This window comes from Streptomyces sp. SAI-135, from assembly GCF_029893805.1.
Classification (GTDB): domain Bacteria; phylum Actinomycetota; class Actinomycetes; order Streptomycetales; family Streptomycetaceae; genus Streptomyces.
Map to the genome: position 1 here is coordinate 474,007 of NZ_JARXYP010000001.1, position 19,331 is coordinate 493,337.

Genomic DNA, 19,331 nt, shown 5'->3' on the forward strand with positions numbered 1-19,331 from the left:
GGCGCGCGGTCGTCCTGCAGGGGGTTGTCGTCGACGTTTTCGATCAGAGGGACCCGGCATGAGCGGCCTTGCGGGGCGGCTCGACCCGACTGAGTGGGGCGGGGGTACCGAGATCGTCGTACATCCGCTGCGGGCTGGTGGCCGGACTCGGCCAACGGGTGCCGCCGACAGCCTCGGTGACCGTCGTGTCCGCACGGCACATGCCACGGCGAGGAGGGACGTGATCTGTGCGGTGACCACCACGCCAATGACGCTGCGCCGGAAGGGTCGGTGGAGGACCGACGCTGCTGGGTGTGCCGACGGCAGACATGGCGGGACTCCTTCACACGGAATGAGTGGGAGAGCGCTCTCCGGAACCATGCCCGTCGCGTCCGGGGCGGTCAAGGTGGTGCGCGCACTTTTCTTTCTACTTTCATTAAGACTGGATATTTGCTCCACGTGGCACACCGGAGGTACCTCGTGCTGCAAGGCGGCGGCCTCGTTCGAGGCGCGGGAGGGGGCGCAGTCGGATCCGATCCGCTCCGCCCTCTTGGCTGCGGTTCTGATCACATGCGCAGGCAGCCGAGACCCGCCGGGGGTGTCGGTGCCATGTCGGAACTCGCGCAGTGGCGGCTAGTTCAGGGCCGTCCGTCGATATCGTCGGCGTTCAGGTCGTCCTCAATCCGCTGGAGGGCGCGCTTCCCGATACCGACCGAAGTGCACACGGTCCGGACGTGTACACGCATGCTGCCTGCGGTCACAGGTGGTCACTTCTGTGTGCGGGGACTGCGTGCCCGCGCGAACTCCATGTCCAAGACACCCTGTTAGCCCGCCGAAAGCGATGCTCAGGGCCCGCTATATCCTCACGGCACGCTTCCACCAGGCTGCATCCCCGGGAGTGATGATGAGTGAGCGTCTGCGCGTCGGTGTGCTCGGCCCGCTTCTCCTCAGGCGTGGGGAGACAGTGGTATCCGCAGGCCCGCCCCAGCGGCGTGCCTTGCTGAGCGCACTCGTCCTGCGCCGCGGCACTCCGGCCTCGGTGCGGGAGCTCGCCGATGAGCTGTGGGGCGAGGAGGCCCCGCCAAGCGCGGTGGCGGTTATCCGGTCGTACGTGCACCAGCTGCGCCGGACGCTGGGATCCGACCCGGCGGCCGGAGTCGCGATCCAGTCGTCCTCCGGCGGGTATTTCGCGGAGATCGCCGCAGGCGTACTCGATCTGCAGGTCTTCGAGCGACTCGTGGCGGACGCGGACCGGGCGCGGACAGCGGGCGACCGGGTGGCCGCCGCCGATCGGCTGCGCGAGGCGCTGGGACTGTGGCGCGGACCGGCGCTCGCCGACGTCGCCGGGCCCGGCGCGGACCGGCACCGTAGGGCACTGGCCCAGCGGCAGCTGTCGGCGCTCACCACACGTCTCGCACTCGATCTGGAGCTGGACCGCCACCACGCGGTGGTGCCGGAGCTGCACTCCCTGGTCCTCGCGCATCCGCTGAACGAGCATCTGCGGCAACTGGTCATGACCGCCCTGTACCGCTGTGGGCGCCAGGCCGACGCGATCGCCACATACCAGCAGTGCCGCCGGCTGCTCGCGGACGAACTGGGTGTGGACCCCGGTCCAGAGCTGCAGCAGTGCTATCTGCGGGTGGTCCGAGGCGATCCGGACCTGGTGGGCGCCGCCTCCTCACCTGTCGGCCGTCCGGCCCACCTGCCCGCGTCACCAGCCGTGTTCGTCGGCCGCGAGGAGGCGTTACGGCGCGCCGACGTTCTGCTGGCCGCCGGCGGTCCGGGGCCGGTGATCACGGTGATCTCGGGTATGGGCGGCGTGGGCAAGACCACGCTGGCGCTGCGCTGGGCCCACCGCGTCGCACCGGACTACGCCGACGGGCAGCTCTACGCCGATCTGCGCGGATACGGGCCGGGCCGCGATCCTGCCGCACCCGCCGAAATCCTCGGCGGATTTCTGCAGGCCCTCGGTGTGGCCGCCTCCGACGTGCCGGACCATCCCGAGGTCCGTGCAGGACTTTTCCGCAGTCTCGTCGCCGACCGCCGGATGATCATCCTGCTGGACAATGCCGCCACCACGGACCAGGTCAGGGAACTCCTGCCCGGCACCGGACACTGCCTGGTGATCGTGACCAGCAGGGGCACGCTCAGCGGCCTGCTGGTGCGCGACGGCGCGCGGTTGCTGACCTTGCTGCCACCCGGACACGACGAGGCGGCAGCACTGTTCGCCGCCCGGGTCGGCCCAGACCGCGTCCGGGCCGAGCCACGTGCCACTCGTGACATCGTCGAGCGCAGCGGACGGCTCCCCCTGGCCCTGGCGGTGGTGGCCGCCCGCGCAGTGGTGGCCGAGCACATTCCCCTCGGCGTGATGGCAGACGAGCTGAACACCGCGCACGGCACCTTGGCCGCCTTCCGGACCCCCGACGCGTCGGTCGACGTCAGCGTGGTGCTCTCCTGGTCCTACCGCGCACTCGGCGCACGCCCTGCTGAGGCGTTCCGGCGGCTTTGCCTGCATCCGGGTCCCCACCTGAGCGTCGACGCCGCCGCGAGCATGCTGGCCCTGACCAGGACCGAGACACGTATCCTCCTCGACGAGCTCGCCGCGGCGGCCCTGCTCCTCGAGGAGCTGCCGGGCCGGTACGCGATGCACGACCTCGTCCGGGCGTTCGGGCAGGACCGGAGCCGCGACCAGGACGACGAGCAGGAGCGGCGAGCGGTCGTCCACCGCCTGCTCGACCACTACGTCCACACGACGCGCTTGGCGGCGCATCAGCTCTTCGCGATCCGGCACCAGATCCTGCCCGAGCGTCCCGTGGACGGCGTGATCTGCGAAGCCCCCGAGCCCGCGGACTGGTACCAGAGCGAGTACACCGCCCTGCTGGCCGCCCTCGACCTGGCCGACCGCGAACGGTTCGACCGGCACGCCTGGCAGCTCGCCGCGCTGCTGCGCGACCATCTCAACCGGCAAGGGATGTGGCACCACTTGCAGGTGTCCCAGCAGACCGGTGTAGCCGCCGCCGTTCGCAGCGGTGACCCGGCGGCCGAAGGCCGCGCGCTGTGGGGGCTCGCCCTGGCCGACGCGAACATGGGACGTCATCAGGAAGCCTGCGGCCACTTGCATCGCGCACTCGCGATCTTCACTGAGACCGGTGCCCGGGAGGATGCCGCCGCCACCCGTTCCCGCATCGGCTACCTGCTGACCGAGCAAGGTGACCACGTCGCAGCCCTGGAACACGCACACGAGACTCTGGCCCTCTACCCACCGGGAACCGACCCCGCTCGGCGGGCCGGCGCACTCAACTCGGTGAGCTGGCTGTACGCCCAGCTCGGCCAACTGGAGGAAGCAGCCGACCACGTTCGCCAAGCCCTCGCCCTGGACGTACACCTGAGCCCCTATGCCCTGGCGGACACATGGGACACGCTCGGCTTCATCCAGGCGCGGCAGGAACGTATTGACGACGCGGCCGACAGCTACCGGCGAGCGGCCGCGATCTACCGGCGGCACGGGGCGCATTTCCGGGAGGCCGGCACGTTGCGCGCCCTCGGTGACGCGTATCAGCGCGCCGGCCGCGCACGGCAAGCGCAGGACGTGTACCGGCAGGCACTGGAACGGGTGTCGACGACCGACGATCCCGGGGCCTCGCGGCTCGGCGCCGAACTGGCCCGGCTTCTCGCCCGGCAGTGAGCATGCGTATACGCCGCATCTATGTCACATGAACGTCGCGCGCAGATGCTTGCAGGGCAAGCGATGATCTGTGAAAGGCGAACAGCATGTCCGAGACAGCACCTGGCCCCGCGCCCGCCCCCTCCCTCGTCATGACACAGTTGCTGGGCGGATTCCAGGTGTCCCAGGCCCTGTACGTGGTCACGAAGCTCGGCATCTGCACGATGCTCGAGGACGGTCCGCTCAGCGTGGGTGACCTGGCCGAACGCAGTGGTGCCAAGCCGCAGCCGCTGAGCCGGCTCATCCGTACGCTCGCCATGCTCGGCCTGTTCCGCACGGACGGGGAGCTCGTGGAGACCACCCCGCTGGGTGCCCTGCTCTCCCGGACGCACCCGGCGACGCTCGCGAATGTGGCCGAGATGTGGATGGAGACGCATTACGGCCCGTTCGGTGAACTGCTCCACACCGTGCGCACGGGTGAGCCCGGTGCGAACCGGTACTTCGGCATGCCCGCTTTCGAGTGGCTGATCGAGAAGCCCGAACGAGCCGAGCAGATGGCACGTGCGATGACAGATCTCACGGGCTCGATGCGCCGGGGAATGTTCGACGGTTACGACCTTCCAGCGGGCCGGACCGTGGCGGATATCGGCGGCTCGGACGGCAGCCTGCTCGCCGAGCTGATCGCCGCGCGTCCAGACCGGCACGGCATCGTCTTCGACCTGCCCGAAGTCGTCCCGCACGCGACGGCGGCGATGGCGCAGCGCGGGCTGGCCGACCGTGTCGAGGCCGTCGGGGGCGACTTCTTCGAGGCCGTGCCGACGGCCGACACCTATCTGATGAGTCAGATCCTGCACGACTGGGACGACGAGTCCGCGGCCAAAATCCTGCGGACGGTCCGCCGCGCCGCTGCCCCCGCCGCCCGGCTGCTCGTCGTGGAGGGCGTCATCCCGCCGGGTGACGCGCCCCATCACATGAAGATGGTCGACCTGACCATGCTGGGCATGCTGCCGGGCCGGGAACGTACCGCGGAAGAGTACGCGCAACTGCTCGGCGCGAACGGTTTCACCCTGGACCGGATCGTCGCCACACCGTCCCCCTACTCCATCATCGAGGCGACAGCCTCCTGACGAAGCGTCAGAATACTGTGCCGTGTCAGGTGTTCCCGGCCTGTCCTGTGCCAGGCCGGGAGGCGCTGGGCAGGGCGAGACGAGGAGCCTCAGTTCCTCATCGTTGTCGCCGTCCTTGTCGGGCGCGGGGCGCGGCGACGCCCGTGCTCGCGGATGTTCCAGTCGGGCGGACGGGGCGGCACTCCGACGGACGCCGCTCAATATGATCGGGCGATGGACGACAGTGAGCTGGTCGGCAGAGCTCAGCGAGGCGAGGTCGGGGCACTCGGTGCACTCCTGGCGCGGCATGAGGCCGGTATGCGGGCAGTGGCGTTGAGCGTGCTCGGTGCCGGGCCGGATGCCGAAGACGCCGTGCAGGACGCGATGGTGACCGCTCTCGTGTCGATCGGTGACGTGCGCGATCCGACCGCGATCGGGGGATGGCTGCGTGCCATCGTGCGCAACAACTGCCGTATGCAGATGCGTTCGCGGCGGGCCGTGCCGGTCGCCGAACCCGAGTGGTTCCTCCCTGCTGATGAGGCCTTGGGCGCTGACGTGCTGCTGGAGCGGACTGTGTTGCGGGACTGGGTGTGGCATGCCATGGCAACGCTGTCGGAGAAGGACCGTCTGATGGCCCTGCTCCGTCACTTCAGCAGCGTTCGCTCATACGCGGACATCGCCACCGTGTGCGGTGTTCCCGTCGGGACCGTACGCAGCCGACTGCACCATGCCCACCGCAAGCTCGCGACCGCTCTGCGCGCCACGGCCGACATGGCGTACGCCGATGCGTCGACGACGACCGCGGCCCGCACACGCGAGGCCGCTGATGCCATGCGAGCCACCGCGCGCGGCGACTTCCACCAGGTCGTCCGTGAACTGTGGTGGCCCGACGCCCAGTTGATCGTGCCGGCTGCGGCCGTTCGCGGCGACACCGCGCTGGCCGAACAGACAATGGAGAGCGACCTGGCCGCAGGGGTCCGGCCCGGCCCGACTGAGGTCGTCGCCTGCGACGATGTACTGATCTGGGAATTCGATCTCCTCAGCCTCGGCACGGACCCCGACCACTGCCCGCCGCACGCGGTGTGGCTGCAGACCCTGGACGAAGGACGAGTCCGCTCCGTCACGCTCTTCCATACGACTCCGTCCGATGCAGAAAAATCCTGAGTCAGAGCGAACTTTTCCAGTGGTACGTGCATCTGGTCGGGTCAGCAGCATCGGAAGAGGAGAACGAGTTGAATACCGACCCCACTCTGCGTACCCACGAGATCTCGGTGGGTGGCGTCCGGCAGGTCTACCACGTCGCGGGCCAAGGCCCCGTCTGCGTGGCCCACTCAGGCGGTCCCGGCACCGCCTGGTGGTACCTGCGGATGCCTGCGCTGGAGCGGCACTACACCATGGTCTACCTGGAGCCGGTCGGCACCGGTGATTCGGGGCGCCTGGAGAGCTACGACCTCAAGACCTACGTCACCTTCCTCGCCGCGGTCGTCGACGACCTCGCCGAACCCAGGGTGCACCTCCTCGGGCACTCGCACGGCGGCTTCGTGATGCAGCGCTACGCCCTGGAGTATCCGGACCGGGTGGCGGGCCTGATCCTGTACGACACGACCGCGGTGGCCGACCAGGAGTTCTTTGCGCAGGCCATGGGGGGTGTGGCCGCATACGCGTCCATCGACCCTGGTATGCCGGCTGCCTTCGAGCGGCTCACGAGCGCCACCGACGACGAGACGATGACCTCCGCACTGCGCGATGCGCTTCCGTGCTACTTCGCCGACTTCCCCGGCCGAAAGGCGGAGTTCGTCGACCTGGTCGACGGGATCCGTGCGTGGCTGGTGCCCCAGACCCCGGAAGCGTTCGACCTGCGTGATCAGCTCGGCGAGATCAAGGCGCCGACGGTCGTCATCGTCGGCACCCACGACTTCATCTGCGGACCGCGGTGGGCGGAGGTGCTGCATTCCTCCATCCCCGGTGCACAATTGGTCGAACTGAAGGACAGTGGCCACTTCGGCCACCTTGAGCAGCCGACGGAATTCGCTACTGCCGTCGGGATCGTGATCGGGTAAGTCCCAATCCGTTGACTTCTTCCCCTTCCCGCATTCACGCTTTCCGAAAGCGGGAAGGGGAGCCCCGACAAGCCGAATTCCTCACCGGCCATTTGACTGCCAGTTAACGGTGAGCTGCGCGCGGCGACACAGTCCTGTTGTAAACCTCCTGGTTCAACAGCATTGTGTCGGTGTTCTCTTGCGCCCAAGTATAAACAGCAAACAGCGGCTCGACAAGGGATTTCCCTTGTTCAGTCAGCCCGTAGCAGACCTTGATGACGGCTCCAACCTTCTTCGGTTCACGGCCGATTATTCCGTAGCTTTCGAGCATGCGTAGAGACTGGACAAGCATTTTCTTGGACACTCCCTCTAGGCGTCTGAGCAACTCGCCGAAATAATGCGGCCTGTCAGCCAATGCGACAATGATCAATGAAACCCATTTACTTCCGAGCCGGTCGAGAATTTCGCGGGTCGGACAGTCGGCCGAGAAGGCGTCGGTCTTGGCGGCGCTGGCCAGGATGGGGTGCGTGCTCATGGTGGTCACCTCAAAGTGCCCGCTACACACTCGGACTCTGGTCTCCTATGGTTACCACATGCTCTCACGCACATCAGCCTGATCGACATCCAGCCGAACGCGCCCGTTGAGCGGACCCGGTTCGATATCCACCGCGGCTGGACGTTGCAGCTGGCCTCGCAGAACTGCCCGAGTTCTCACCAGATGCAGTTGGGCATCACAACTCGCAAGAACAGGAAATTCCCGTATGAAACGATGGATGCTGCCGGCCGGCGTCACTGAGGCTTCCGACCTCATCCTGGAAAACGCCGACATGCCCGAGCCTGGCCGGGGTGAAGTCCGGATCAAAGTCGAGGCCGCGTCGATCAACTATCGAGATCAGCTGATATTGACCAACTGGTACGGCCGTACTGCAGGCCGGAACCTCATTCCGCTGTCCGACGTCGCTGGCACTATTGACGCCATCGGCGAAGGCGCCGATGCGTGGGCTGTCGGGGACCGGGTAACAAGTACCGGTGTTCGTGGTTGGGAAGATGGAGTACCGGTCGATGATTTCGGCCTCGGCCTTGGAGCGCTCGATCTCGATGGAGTTCTGGCGGAGTACGTCGTTCTGCCTGCGGACCATCTGGCACGTGCACCGCAGAACCTGGACTCAGCAGAGGCATCAACCCTGCCAATTGCGGGTGGTACCGCGTGGAATGCAATGTTCGGCGACCACCCGTGAACCGCTCCGGGTCTGGTGGAGGCTCGATTCCCTGAGAGGATCGAGTCATGGCACGTCCGTCCCCCTACCCCGCTGAGCTTCGCGAACGAGCGGTGCGCATGGTTGCTGAGATCCGACCGAACTACCCGACCGAGTGGGCGGCGATGAAGGCGGTCGCGGCGAAGCTGGGCATCGGTGCGGCAGAGACGGTGCGGACCTGGGTCCGCAAGGCCGAGGTGGACGCCGGCCAGCGGCCCGGCACAACGTCCGAGGAGGCCGCGGAGATCAAACGGCTGCGGGCCGAGAACGCCGAACTGCGGCGGGCGAACGAGATCCTCAAAGCGGCTTCGGCTTTCTTCGCGGCCGAGCTCGACCGGCCGTCGAAGCGCTCGTAGCGTTCATCGACGCACACCGCGAGGTGTTCGGAGTCGAGCCGATCTGCCGAGTCTTGACCAGCCACGGACTGAAGATCGCGACGAGCACCTACTACGCCGCCAAGAACCGCACACCCAGCGTCCGATCGGTCCGCGACGCCGAGCTGAAGACGCAGATCAGCCGCGTCCACACGGACAACTTCAGCGTCTACGGAGTGCGGAAGGTCTGGCGGCAGCTGCACCGCGAAGGAATACCGGCGGCCCGCTGCACCGTCGCCCGGCTGATGCGCGACCTGGGCCTGGAGGGCGCCCGACGAGGGAGGAAGATCCGCACCACTCTCCGACACGACGGCCACGAGCGGGCCGCTGACCTGCTCAGGCGCGACTTCACCGCGTCCCGACCGAACGAGCGGTGGGTCGCCGACTTCACCTATGTCCCCACCTGGTCCGGGCTCGTCTACGTCGCCTTCGTCGTGGACGTGTACTCCCGGGCGATCGTCGGCTGGTCCGCCGCCACCAGCAAGCGGGCCAAGCTCGTCCTCGACGCCCTCGACATGGCCTTGTGGCGCCGCGACCGCGCGGGAACTCCCGCTGGAGAGAGACTGGTTCACCATTCGGATGCGGGTAGCCAATACACATCGTTCGCATTCACTGCGCACCTCCTCGAGGCCAGCATCGACGCCTCGATCGGCACCGTCGGCGACGCCCTGGACAATGCGCTCATGGAGTCCCAGATCGGCCTCTACAAAACGGAACTGATCAAGCCCCGCAGGCCCTGGCGCGGCCTCGCCGACGTCGAACTCGCCACCGCCGAATGGGTCGACTGGTTCAACAACCAGCGTCTCCACACCGGGATCGGCGACGTCCCGCCGCACGAACACGAGACCAACTACTACGCTCAACACCAGCCCCAACCGGCAGCTGGAGTCAACGCATAGAGCCTCCATCGATCCCGGAGCGGTTCACCCGATCACCAAGGGAGGGTCGATGTTGACGCTGGGAACAGGCGGAGTGGCACTGTTCGCCGTCCAGCTGTGTCTCGCTCTTGGCGCTGACGCTCACGTCGTCGTGCGTCGCCGGGACCACGTGGAAAAACTACGTGACATGGGTGTAGCAAGCGTACTCAACAGCGTCGAAACCCCAGACTGGGCAGCCCAGGTGGCTCACAGCACCGGCGGCGTCCGCAAGATAGTCGATACCGTTGGCGTGGGACTCCTGCCACAGGCCATGGAAGCAGTAGGCAAGACAGGCGAAGTGGCCAGCGTCGGACTCTTCGAGCTGGACACCAAGCCTCTCAGCCGCAGCCTGCTGGCGAAGCAGATCAACTTGCGCGGGGTGGCCGGCGCCAGTCGGCGAATGCACCGCGACTTGGTGGAATTCATCGAAACCCGCGACCTCCACCCGATCATCCAGCACCGTTACGCTTTCGAGGAGGCCCCTGCCGCTTATCGAGCGCAAGCCGCCAGCGGTATCTTCGGCAAGATCGTCATTGAGATCCCTGGTCGACCAACCCACGCCTAACGAGTGGTGCGTGATAGTGGGTGGGGCGTGTTCGGCCTGGTCGTGGCCTGTTTTCAGGTGGTGAGGGTGCGGTCGGAGACGAGGCCGGCGATGGCGCGGTAGGTGTCGGGCAGGCGGTCGCGGCGGTGGGTCCAGCGGGTCAGTTGTTTCCAGCGTTTGTGGTCGGCGAGGGCGTGTTCGACGGTGATGCGGTCGGAGGAGTGTTCGTGGCGGTCACGTTCCCACTGTTCGACTCTGCCGGGCAGTGCTCCAGGCCGGGATTGTCTGGGTGGCGTGATGGCTTGCCCGCGGTGGTCACGGCTCAGGCCGAGGTAGCCGTCGTCCAGGAGGACCTCGACGTCGGGGAAGTACTGGAAGCAGTCGGCGATGCCTTCGTTGCGGGCGGCCGTGGCGTCTTGCATAGGCCCAGGCCGCAGGGCGTCGGTCCATAACGTGCGGCCCCGCCAGTCAGCGATCACGGTGGTCTTCATGGTGTTCTGTTCTTTTCTTGTCCGAGACGAACGCGCGTCGTCCGCTGCGGCCGGCCGGTGGTCGGCGGACCTGGATCTCGGTGGCATCCAACCGCAGCTCGATGCCCGCGGCCTGAGCATAGGCGAACACGTCAGCCAGCGTCCGAAGCCCAGGCCGGGACGGTGGGGGACCGCACGTCCCCGCGCGGCCAGGAGAGCGGTCGTATCTCCGAGAGCGCGCGGGTGTGGGTGGAGCGGTCGACACCGAACGGCAGGCCCAGCACCGAATGTGGCAGGTCGTGTCGCAGATGGATCAGCGTGGCCATCAGCCAGTCGAAGAAGATCAGTTGGTGGCGGGCCCCGGCGCCCTCGGCGCGCTTGCGGATTCCGCCCCGTGCAGTATGACGGCGGCCTTCAAGACCAGCCTGCCATGGCGCCGGCAACTCCTCGATCAGGCAGGCGAGATGATGCTGCGAGATCCCCGTGAACAGCTGATGCGCCGGCACCGCCCGATTGACCATGATCACCACAAGCGGATCATGTCACCGGCCAGGCACAACGCCTCCCCCGCTTTGACGCACCAACTCGTAAGGACTTCGCCCTTGACGCGATGGGACACACTGTCGGGCTCCGCGCCCGGCCGTGTCGGCCTGCGCATGCGAGGTTCGTACTTGCTGCGTGTCCGGGATGGCACCCGGCATGATACCGGAGGTACCATCGGTACCATGTCTCAGCCCAAAGCCATGAACCTACGTTTCCCCGATCCGGCTCAGCGTGCCGCGATCGAAGCGGCAGCGCGACAGGAGGGCGTCAGCTTGCAGGAGTACATCCTGTCGGCGGCTTACGCCCGTGCCACCGCCGTGGAGACGCACTTCCTTGAAGCCTTCCGCGCGTCGATGGCCCGCAGCGGCGACGCGTTCGCGGAGGCGGCCGGCGCTGACGGGGAGCACCGCGCCGAAGAGCTGGCAGCGCGGCGGGATCTTGAGAAGCAGCAGGAGCGGGGTCACGCCGCGTGACGCAGCACGAACCGCTTCACCCTCTTGACGTGACTTTCCTGCTGCACGCTGCCGAGTTGCTTCCCGGAGATCCGCAGGTAGACGACTACGGTCCCCTGTACGCGGCGGTCGCCCGGGTCAATGCCCGGGCCATGGAGCGTGACGTCTATGGGTCCCTCTATCTGAAGGCGGCGGCACTGCTGCAGACGCTGGTGCGGTTGCCGTGTCTGGAGCACTCCAACGAGGCGTTCGCGTGGCACTGCGCGGAGGCGTATCTGGTGCTGAACGGCTGCCGTCTGGAGTATCCGCCGAAGGAGGCGGTCGCCCTGGTGCGGGACGCGGCTTCGGGCGCGATGGGGGTTGGACTGATCGGCCGTCAAATGCGCGGCTGGAGCGTCGCCTGACCTCTCGATGGCTCGATCGTGATCAGCAATCAAGGCGACGAGGCGGTCGCTGTCGGAATCGACTGTGTCATGTCATCTGTTCTGTCCTGTGAGCGGTCCACTTCCAGGCGGTTCGACGGGCGGGTCCCGCGTCACCTGCTCCGCCTGTTCGCGTTCCGCAGAACATCGCCGGCACTCCAGCCGACTGCCCTGCTCGCCGCTTCCGTGTTGAGGGTCGGAAGTCTCGGCATCACCGATGCGTCAGCGACCCTCAGCCTGTCGGTACCGCGCACCCGGAGTTCATCATCGACGACCCCATCCGGGCCAAGGGCACAGGTGCCGACCGCATCCTCGTTGAACCCGTGTTTCAGTACGTACTGCACTACGTCTTCCGGATCCACGACGGCTGCCGCAGGAAACGTCTCGGTCATAGCCGAGGCGAACGGTTCGGTTGCCAGAATCTCACGAGCCCTGGCGAAGGCTGCAAACGTCAAATACCAGTCATGAACAGTAGACAGGTAGCCGGGCACAAGGCGAGGCGGGTCTTCCAAGGTCGGTCCTGTGATGTGCACCGACCCGACGCTGGTGGGTGACTGCGGATAGAAAGCCACAGACACGCCGCTCGAAGCGGCTCCCCCGGCAGGGAGCGCGCCGCCATTCGCGACAAGGGTCGACGTGAACTTCAATTGCATGTCCAGGCTCGACGTCCCACCCTTTGAGTTGAGTACGGCCAGGACTGAGGTGCCACAGCTCTTCATCGCATCGGGGCGCCCCAGCACCCTCATGACTTTGGCCCTGAGTCTTGCGGCCAGCGTGACCGACTCCGGGGCACGGTCTGATACGCCGTTCAGTCTGAGGCTGAATGCCGCGCCTCGACGTTGCCTGAGGTTGCTGCCTACGGCAGGATTGGCCGCGACGAGTTGCACACCGACGGCGCTGAGTACCTTAGGGTCGCCGACACCGCTTCGCTCGAGCACCAGCGTATTACTCACCGCGCCCGCGCACAGGATGACCTCGCGGCGGGCTGTGAACCGTACGGTGCCCCAAGGAGTGGCGGTCTCAACGCCGATCGCGGTCGTGCCGTCGAAAAGGACGCGTCGGGCTATGCAGTGCAAGCGAACACGGACATTGCGCCGCTGTGCCAACCCGTGCAGAGGCGGGCGGTGCAGACTCATCCGGAGGGCCACGGACTCCGACCACGGCGTGTAAGCCGTCTTCGTGTGATCTCCGCCCAGCTCTTCCACCGTTTGGATGCCGTGGCGCGCCAGAGCCGCGATCCACAGCTCACTCATCGCGTCCGGCGGACGAACGGCCTGGTCCGCTGGACGCCCATCGCCGACATGCAGGCCAGTCGCATCAGCAGCATGCCGCTCCATGGGCATACAGGCTTCCAGGAACCGAGCCCAGTTCCAGCTGGCGACATCGGCTGCCTCCCACGACTGATGGGCCGCCTCCGCTCCCCAACTCGCCGTCATGTCACTCGTCGCCGGCGAGCCATCCGCTCTGCCGTCCGTACGCCTGCATCCGTCCAGCAATTGTGGTGCTCGCTGATTGCGATGCTGCAGACCTGTCGATGGCTGGACAAAGCGCGAAGACATCCCATGCCCCTGTTGCTCGCCGGCACCATCGCCCTCGATCACCAGAACTCGGTTCTGAGGATTCGCGCTGAGCCGGTGGGCCAGCGCCGAACCGGCGGCCCCACTCCCGACGATGATGTAGTCCACGACGTTCTTCAATGACATAACAACCCCATACGCGCTTGGAATCGGGAGTACCGCTAGCCGCCCCCTCTGTCTCACGGTCATGTGCGCAGCGGAAGTGCGCGAAGGTGACCTGCGGGTCACGGCTCAGCGGGACCTTGCGGGTCGTGACGGAAGACCGTGGGAAGGCTCGAGCGCCTTCCAATCCGCTCTCCTCTACCGACGCCGGGCAAGCTTGTCCCCAGTCCCCACGGCGATGGTGCCGTGGCACTGCCCGCTCTCGTGGTGGGCACGGACGGTCGACAGATCACCAGCCCGCATAGCCCATGTGCGACCGGCACCGTCCGTGCCACACATCGATGGCAGTGGTCACCTTCTGCAAGGCGAGGTTCCAAGATCTCGTCAATTCCTGCGGCGGGCACCAGGCTCCACTGAGCGTCATTCAGCAAGGTGGTCATGGCATGCTCGACAGCTCAACGAACCTCGGGCCAGGCGCTGCAACTTTGCCCTGAAGGGCCGGTGAGTAGTTGCCTCGGATGACAACCACTGGGGACGCCGTGGCCATGTCAATCCGCCTGATTCACGCGGCCATGACGCAGCGCCGACAGAAGAAAGAAGAGGAAGAAGATCCAGCCGAGAATCGCGGAGCCGCCCCCACTGATCAGTATGGAGTCGGAGGCGAAGGCCCCAAGGATGAACTGCACGCCGAACTGAACGGAGATGGCACCGCTGAGGACCATCGTCCACTGACCGCCTGTCTTGCGCTTGTCGCGGCCGAGCCCCCCGATCAACTGAACAGCCCCGACAGCAATCGCCCAGAAACCCCATACCCGCAGGACTGCCGAAACTCCTGAGGTGCTGGCGACGGCCAGACCCACGGCGGCAACAACAGTGATCGCGATGATCACTCGCCAACCGCTGGCCGTTCCGGTGCTGGCTGGCGATCGGGCGCCGAAGACCGCTACAGCGACGTCGGACAGCGGAAAAAGGACGAGCAGGGTGACGTCGAAGGGCCCAAGGTGACGGTTGTCGGCCAGCAGCAAGGCCACCCATGCGATGACAAACACAGACCTCGCGAAGAGAAGCTGACGCATAGTCAGATTCCGCGCGAACCTGCCGACAGTTGCAAGTGGTGCGCCAGTCGAGTCGGTGCTCACGGTGATCCTTTCGGGCCAGGACGAGGACGGAAAGATGGTTCCGCAGGTTGACACCCCGGCTACCCTCATGAAGGCGAGCACGGGGAGCCGATAGCCCCCACGACCAGACTGAACGTTCCATCTTGCACCAGCATGGGTGCATACCCTGTCCACTGTCAAGACAGAACGTTCTCCCTGCTACTGCCTCGCCGCGCCTTGCCCCCGATCACCTCGTGCGTCGGTGTGGGAAAGGCGGTGGCAATGTCGCGCGCCTTGACGGTGCGGCGGGTAGGTCCGCGGTTCGGTGCCGGCGCCGACGGACCGCGAGAGCTCGACCCCTCGCCAGTTGATTGTTCACAGTCCCGGGGCCACCCTGGAACGCATGGAAGATGGTGTCTCCGCCTCCGCAGGATCGCATGTGGGCCCCGCGGGGCTGGGCACGCCACTGGCAGTGACGGACACTGAGGGCCGTGTCGTGGCTTGGAGCACCGGCGCGGCGCTGCTGGTCGGCCTCGATTCCGCAGAAGCAGTCGGCCGCCCGGTTGGCGACGTGCTGGGAACGCAGCCCCGATGGCTGTCGGGCTCAGCGGATTGGCACGGCACGCTTGAGATCCGGCGCGAGCAAGGGGCCAGTCAGCAGGTGCCCATATGGGCTTCTCGCCTGGCCGGGGGCGTCGGCCAGGAACCGCTGTGGCTGCTGGCCAAGGAGCCTGGGGAGGCGTTTCCGGCAGGCCAGACGCTGGTGAACTGGCTTCTGACCGGGTGCCCGGTCGCGGTGGCGATCTACGACGCCGACTTGCGCTGTGTATTGCAGAACGAGGCGACGTGGCATCTGCTGGGCGTGCCCCACGAGGAGCAAGCAGGTCAGGGCTTGTCCGCAGCTCTGACCGGTGCCGGCGTCACGGAGTGGGAAGCGCGGATGCAGCGGGTGCTGGAGACAGGACGGCCGGAGGTTGATTTCCTTCTCCTGGGCAGGACCCTGTCCGATGCCCGTCATGAGCGGCGCTTCACCGCTTCGGCTTCTCCGCTGTGCGGCCGAGCCGACCAGGTGGTCGGCGTATGCGTTACGGTCACCGACTCCACCGAGCAGCGCAGCGCCCAGGAGCGACTGGCGCTGCTGAACGAGGCCAGCATTCGCATCGGCCGCACCTTGGATGTCACGCGCACCGGTCAGGAACTGGCCGATCTGGCGGTTCCCCGGCTCGCCGACTTCGTATGTGTCGACCTGGTGGACGCGCTCCTCAGCGGAGAGGAGCCCCCGCCGGGCCCGGCCGCCGGAGCCGTGCTGCGCCGGGTAGCGAACCGGTCCATTCACGAAGGCACACCGGAAGCCGTGATCGCCGTAGGCGATGTGGACTTCTACGCGGCGAACTCGGCACAGGCCCATTGCCTGGCCACCCGTCGTTCCGCACTGTATCGGACCGAGAGTGAGGCGGCCTGGGTGAGGGAGGATCCCCAGCGCCTGGCCAAGGTTGCGGAGTACGGATTCCATTCCTGGATGACTGTGCCCGTGGACGCCCGTGGCACGACGCTGGGCGTGGCGATGTTCCTCCGATCGCGGAATCCCGTGTCCTTCGATGAGGAGGACCTGTCCCTGGCGGAAGAAGTGGTGGCGCGTGCCGCAGTCTGCCTGGACAACGCCCGCCGTTTCACGCGCGAGCGCACGGCGGCCCTGACATTGCAGCGGAGCCTGCTGCCTCAACGGCTGCCGGAGCAGTCCGCGGTGCAAGCTGCCTTTCGTTACCTCCCCGGCTCACCCGAGTTCGGTGTGGGCGGCGACTGGATCGACGTGATTCCCCTGTCCGGGGCGCGGGTGGCGCTCGTCGTCGGCGATGTAGTGGGTCACGGTCTCCAGGCCTCGGCGACCATGGGCCGGTTGCGCACCGCGGTGCGCACCCTCGCCGACGTCGACCTGGCTCCGGACGAACTGCTGACCCATTTGGACGACATCGTCATCCGACTGGCCTCCGAGTCCGCGGCGGATGCGGACGGAGTCGCGGCGAGCGAGATCGGAGCCACGTGTCTTTACGCCGTCTACGATCCGGTAACGGGTCGCTGCTCCCTCGCTCGTGCGGGCCACCCTCTCCCTGCGGTGGTGCGGCCTGACGGCACCGCCGCTCTCTTGGACCTTCCTGCCGGCCCTCCACTCGGACTGGGCGGACTGCCCTTTGAGTCGACCGAGGTGGAGCTGCCGGAGGGCAGCCTCCTCGCGCTCTACACCGACGGTCTGATCGAATCCCGCCAGCAGGACGTGGACATAGGGCTTGAGCGACTGTTGGGCGAGTTGTCAGGCGCGAAGGCCTCGCCCGATGCCCTGTGCGACCAGGTCGTCGCAGCCCTGCTGCCGAGCCACCGAACCGATGACGCCGCATTGCTGCTGGCGAGAGTCCAGCGCCTCGACGCCGCCCAGGTCGCGACCTGGGATGTACCCGCAGACCCCGCAGCGGTCTCCGGAACCCGCGCACACGTGGTCCGTCAATTGAGCGACTGGGGCTGTGAGACGGCCGGGTTCGTCACCGAGTTGGTGGTCAGCGAGCTGGTCACGAACGCCATCCGGTACGGCAGCGCCCCAATCCAGCTCAGGCTCATCCGCGACCGAACACTGATCTGCGAGGTGATCGACGGCAGCAGTACAGCGCCGCATCTGCGGCGCGCTCGTGCGTTCGACGAGGGCGGCCGCGGACTGATGCTCGTTGCCCAACTCACCCAGCGCTGGGGCACACAGCAGACACGGGACGGCAAGGTCATCTGGTGTGAGCAGGCGCTGCCCGCCGACATGTGAGCCGTACGCCACCCCACGTGTCGGTGATCTCAAGCCCGGGGAACCTCGCAGAGCGAGGATCAGGGACTACGGAGACCTGCCGCACCCACGTCTGTGCTCGTTTGGCGTGGACGGCGTTGCACGACACTCGCGAGACGTCGCCGGTACGACTGCCGAGCCGTACGCAGCACCCCCTCCCGCCAGGTCCTTGCCGCGCCCGACGGCTGGATATGGGTGCAGGCGGTCTAGCGCCGCGCCCTCGCTGAAGGCGAGAGCGCTCGGGAAACTTTGGGTGGAATCTAGCCAACCTCTTACCTCGTCCGTAGAGTGAGCGCTACATACAGGGAGTCCTGCGGGACAGGCACAGACCCTCCACCACGATTACCGCAGCTCAGAGGCTTTCCAGAGAAGGCCATTTCAGGCGTCGCAACGAAGCGAGGTACTCCATGAGCGTTCTCGAGCAGGTTAAAAACGCGCCAATGAGCAGGGCGCAAATACGAACAGTAGTGCTATGCCTGACGATGAACCTGCTGGATGGGTTCGACCTCCTGGCGACTTCGTTCGTCGGACCGGTGATCGGTAAGGAGTGGGGCCTGTCCTCGTCGAAGGTAGGCGTGCTGCTCAGCAGCGGCCTGGCGGGCATGGCCTTCGGAGCACTCTGCGTCGCCCCGCTCGCTGACCGCCTCGGGCGCCGCCGCTTGACCCTCGCGAGCCTCGTGATGGCGGCGCTGGGCATGCTGGGCGCGTCCGCATCACAGAACTTCGACCAGCTGCTCGCCTGCCGGGTGCTGACCGGCACGGCAGTGGGCGTCATGGCCGCCTGCCTGCCCGTGCTCGCCTCCGAATCCGCGAGCCACAAACGCAGAGGACTGGTCGTCGCTCTGATCACGACCGGCTACGGTCTCGGCTCGGTCTCGGCCGGACTCCTGGCCTACTTCTTCGTCGTCCCGTTCGGCTGGAGATTCGTGTTCCTCGTCGGAGGCATCGCCACCGCGCTGCTCTTCGTGGTCGGCCTGCGCCTCCTGCCTGAGTCCATGGACTACCTCATCGCGAGCCGACCCCGCGACGCTCTGGCCAAACTCAACCGCATGCTGGTCGCTATGGGGCACCCCCGGGTCGAGGAGCTGCCCGAGAAGACCGTGTCGGCCAATGCCGCGGTCAAGTCTCTGTTCTACCGCCGTAACGCCCTTCGGACGGTGCTGATCTGGGTCGCCCTCACGGCTGCGATGACGGCGTTCTACTTCGCGAGTTCGTGGACACCCGCTCTGCTGCTCAAGGCTGGTCTGTCCGCGAAGCAGGGGATCTTCGGAGGCGTGCTCTTCGGCCTGGGCGGCGTCTCAGGCGCAGTGGCGCTGGCACTGCTGGTATCTCGTCTCGAGACGCGCCGGCTGACCGCTGCCTACTTCGCCGTCGCGGCACTCGCACTCGTTCTCTTCTCGACGACACTCGGGAGCCTGGCCGGTGCGCTGGTCGCTGCCGCATTCGTCGGATTCTTTCTCAACGGCTCGGTGTCGGGACTCAACGTCATCGTTCCGGGCATGTACCCGGCCGAATCCCGCACCACGGCCCTCGGCATGGCCGTCGCCGTGAGCCGACTCGGCGCCGTCTTCGCCCCGACCCTCGCAGGCTACCTGCTGGATGCCGGATGGGCTCCGGAATCCATGTTCCGGTTCTTCGCGCTACCGGCCCTGGTCGGTGCCGTCGCCACGGCTTTCCTCGTGGTCGGAGAGCGAGTCCGTAGCAAAGCGGAAGCCCCGCTGCATGCGACGGCGGTGAACTAAGGCTGGGGATCAGTCGGGTCCAGCAGGCCAGGGCGCATCGCGCGGCGTTCCACGCTGACGCAGAGGCCCCTGGCCCCTGGCCCCTGGCCCCTGGCCCCTGGAGCACAACGCTCGCTGTTCTCCCGGACCACCGACATCCAGGAAAACAGCGAGCCCCGCGAACTCGCGGCCGAGCGACTGGCCCCGCGCCATGCCTGCTCTCTTCGCTGCGCTGTCGATGAGGACT

The 19,331-nt window shown here is 66.8% G+C and carries 14 protein-coding genes, 1 pseudogene and 1 other annotated feature; of the genes and pseudogenes, 11 read left to right on the forward strand and 4 right to left on the reverse strand.

Going from position 1 to position 19,331, the window contains the following annotated elements:
* Positions 1–883: 883 nt before the first annotated feature.
* The 4 genes from M2163_RS02255 to M2163_RS02270 all read left to right on the forward strand — a co-directional run bounded on the left by M2163_RS02255 (position 884) and on the right by M2163_RS02270 (position 6,809).
* A complete protein-coding gene (locus M2163_RS02255; RefSeq protein WP_280892972.1) occupies positions 884–3,664 on the forward strand; it encodes a BTAD domain-containing putative transcriptional regulator in 2,781 nt (926 codons plus the stop codon).
* Positions 3,665–3,750: 86 nt separating this feature from the next.
* Positions 3,751–4,770, forward strand: coding sequence for a methyltransferase (locus M2163_RS02260; RefSeq protein ID WP_280854767.1), 1,020 nt, complete (start codon positions 3,751–3,753; stop codon positions 4,768–4,770).
* Positions 4,771–4,923: 153 nt separating this feature from the next.
* Positions 4,924–5,913, forward strand: coding sequence for a sigma-70 family RNA polymerase sigma factor (locus M2163_RS02265; protein ID WP_280854765.1), 990 nt, complete (start codon positions 4,924–4,926; stop codon positions 5,911–5,913).
* Between the two features lie 68 nt (positions 5,914–5,981).
* Positions 5,982–6,809 carry an alpha/beta hydrolase gene (locus M2163_RS02270; protein ID WP_280854764.1) on the forward strand — a complete coding sequence of 276 codons (828 nt, stop codon included), beginning with the start codon at positions 5,982–5,984 and terminating at the stop codon, positions 6,807–6,809.
* A gap of 103 nt (positions 6,810–6,912) precedes the next feature.
* Here M2163_RS02270 and M2163_RS02275 read toward each other — a convergent pair whose 3' ends face one another.
* On the reverse strand, positions 6,913–7,323 hold the full coding sequence (locus tag M2163_RS02275; protein ID WP_280854763.1) for a helix-turn-helix domain-containing protein: 411 nt from the start codon (positions 7,321–7,323) through the stop codon (positions 6,913–6,915).
* Between the two features lie 226 nt (positions 7,324–7,549).
* Here M2163_RS02275 and M2163_RS02280 point away from each other — a divergent pair, with 226 nt between their 5' ends.
* From M2163_RS02280 to M2163_RS02290, 3 genes are all read left to right on the forward strand, one after another.
* Positions 7,550–8,026: an alcohol dehydrogenase catalytic domain-containing protein gene (locus tag M2163_RS02280; RefSeq protein WP_280892973.1), complete on the forward strand. Its 477-nt coding sequence runs from the start codon at positions 7,550–7,552 to the stop codon at positions 8,024–8,026.
* A gap of 47 nt (positions 8,027–8,073) precedes the next feature.
* Positions 8,074–9,317, forward strand: a protein-coding gene (locus tag M2163_RS02285; protein ID WP_280892852.1) for an IS3 family transposase whose coding sequence is annotated in 2 segments (ribosomal slippage) — positions 8,074–8,356 and positions 8,356–9,317 — 1,245 coding nt in all. Because the reading frame shifts where the segments join, the coding sequence is not laid out codon by codon here.
* Positions 8,355–8,483 (forward strand) — a sequence feature (AL1L pseudoknot). (Overlaps the previous gene by 129 nt.)
* Before the next feature lie 49 nt (positions 9,318–9,366).
* Positions 9,367–9,900 (forward strand): zinc-binding dehydrogenase, encoded by a 534-nt coding sequence (locus tag M2163_RS02290; RefSeq protein ID WP_280892974.1) that lies wholly within the window; start codon positions 9,367–9,369, stop codon positions 9,898–9,900.
* Positions 9,901–9,953: 53 nt separating this feature from the next.
* On the opposite strand, the pseudogene M2163_RS02295 reads toward M2163_RS02290, so the two are convergent.
* Positions 9,954–10,870, reverse strand: a pseudogene (locus M2163_RS02295) (transposase family protein).
* 204 nt (positions 10,871–11,074) lie between these two features.
* Here M2163_RS02295 and M2163_RS02300 point away from each other — a divergent pair.
* Both M2163_RS02300 and M2163_RS02305 read left to right on the forward strand, forming a co-directional pair.
* Positions 11,075–11,365 (forward strand): DUF1778 domain-containing protein, encoded by a 291-nt coding sequence (locus tag M2163_RS02300; RefSeq protein ID WP_280892975.1) that lies wholly within the window; start codon positions 11,075–11,077, stop codon positions 11,363–11,365.
* Positions 11,362–11,748: a toxin Fic gene (locus M2163_RS02305; protein WP_020124313.1), complete on the forward strand. Its 387-nt coding sequence runs from the start codon at positions 11,362–11,364 to the stop codon at positions 11,746–11,748. Before M2163_RS02300 ends, M2163_RS02305 begins: the two co-directional genes overlap by 4 nt.
* Positions 11,749–11,879: 131 nt before the next feature.
* On the opposite strand, the gene M2163_RS02310 is transcribed toward M2163_RS02305, so the two are convergent.
* Positions 11,880–13,469: a GMC family oxidoreductase gene (locus M2163_RS02310; RefSeq protein ID WP_280892976.1), complete on the reverse strand. Its 1,590-nt coding sequence runs from the start codon at positions 13,467–13,469 to the stop codon at positions 11,880–11,882.
* Between the two features lie 524 nt (positions 13,470–13,993).
* On the reverse strand, positions 13,994–14,584 hold the full coding sequence (locus tag M2163_RS02315; protein ID WP_280854760.1) for a hypothetical protein: 591 nt from the start codon (positions 14,582–14,584) through the stop codon (positions 13,994–13,996).
* A 361-nt stretch (positions 14,585–14,945) separates the two neighbouring features.
* On the opposite strand from M2163_RS02315, the gene M2163_RS02320 reads away from it, so the two are divergent.
* Positions 14,946–17,345, forward strand: a complete 2,400-nt coding sequence (locus M2163_RS02320; protein WP_280892977.1) for a SpoIIE family protein phosphatase — start codon at positions 14,946–14,948, stop codon at positions 17,343–17,345.
* 425 nt (positions 17,346–17,770) lie between these two features.
* Positions 17,771–19,105 (forward strand): MFS transporter, encoded by a 1,335-nt coding sequence (locus tag M2163_RS02325; protein ID WP_280854758.1) that lies wholly within the window; start codon positions 17,771–17,773, stop codon positions 19,103–19,105.
* Positions 19,106–19,331: the final 226 nt, after the last annotated feature.

Bases quoted from the DNA above. Each gene is read 5' to 3' on its own strand.
- M2163_RS02255 (WP_280892972.1), top strand. From the start codon at position 884: ATGAGTGAGCGTCTGCGCGTCGGTGTGCTCGGCCCGCTTCTCCTCAGG.
- M2163_RS02260 (WP_280854767.1), top strand. From the start codon at position 3,751: ATGTCCGAGACAGCACCTGGCCCCGCGCCCGCCCCCTCCCTCGTCATG.
- M2163_RS02265 (WP_280854765.1), top strand. From the start codon at position 4,924: ATGTTCCAGTCGGGCGGACGGGGCGGCACTCCGACGGACGCCGCTCAA.
- M2163_RS02275 (WP_280854763.1), bottom strand. From the start codon at position 7,323: ATGAGCACGCACCCCATCCTGGCCAGCGCCGCCAAGACCGACGCCTTC.
- M2163_RS02280 (WP_280892973.1), top strand. From the start codon at position 7,550: ATGAAACGATGGATGCTGCCGGCCGGCGTCACTGAGGCTTCCGACCTC.
- M2163_RS02290 (WP_280892974.1), top strand. From the start codon at position 9,367: ATGTTGACGCTGGGAACAGGCGGAGTGGCACTGTTCGCCGTCCAGCTG.
- M2163_RS02300 (WP_280892975.1), top strand. From the start codon at position 11,075: ATGTCTCAGCCCAAAGCCATGAACCTACGTTTCCCCGATCCGGCTCAG.
- M2163_RS02310 (WP_280892976.1), bottom strand. From the start codon at position 13,469: ATGTCATTGAAGAACGTCGTGGACTACATCATCGTCGGGAGTGGGGCC.
- M2163_RS02320 (WP_280892977.1), top strand. From the start codon at position 14,946: ATGGAAGATGGTGTCTCCGCCTCCGCAGGATCGCATGTGGGCCCCGCG.
- M2163_RS02325 (WP_280854758.1), top strand. From the start codon at position 17,771: ATGAGCGTTCTCGAGCAGGTTAAAAACGCGCCAATGAGCAGGGCGCAA.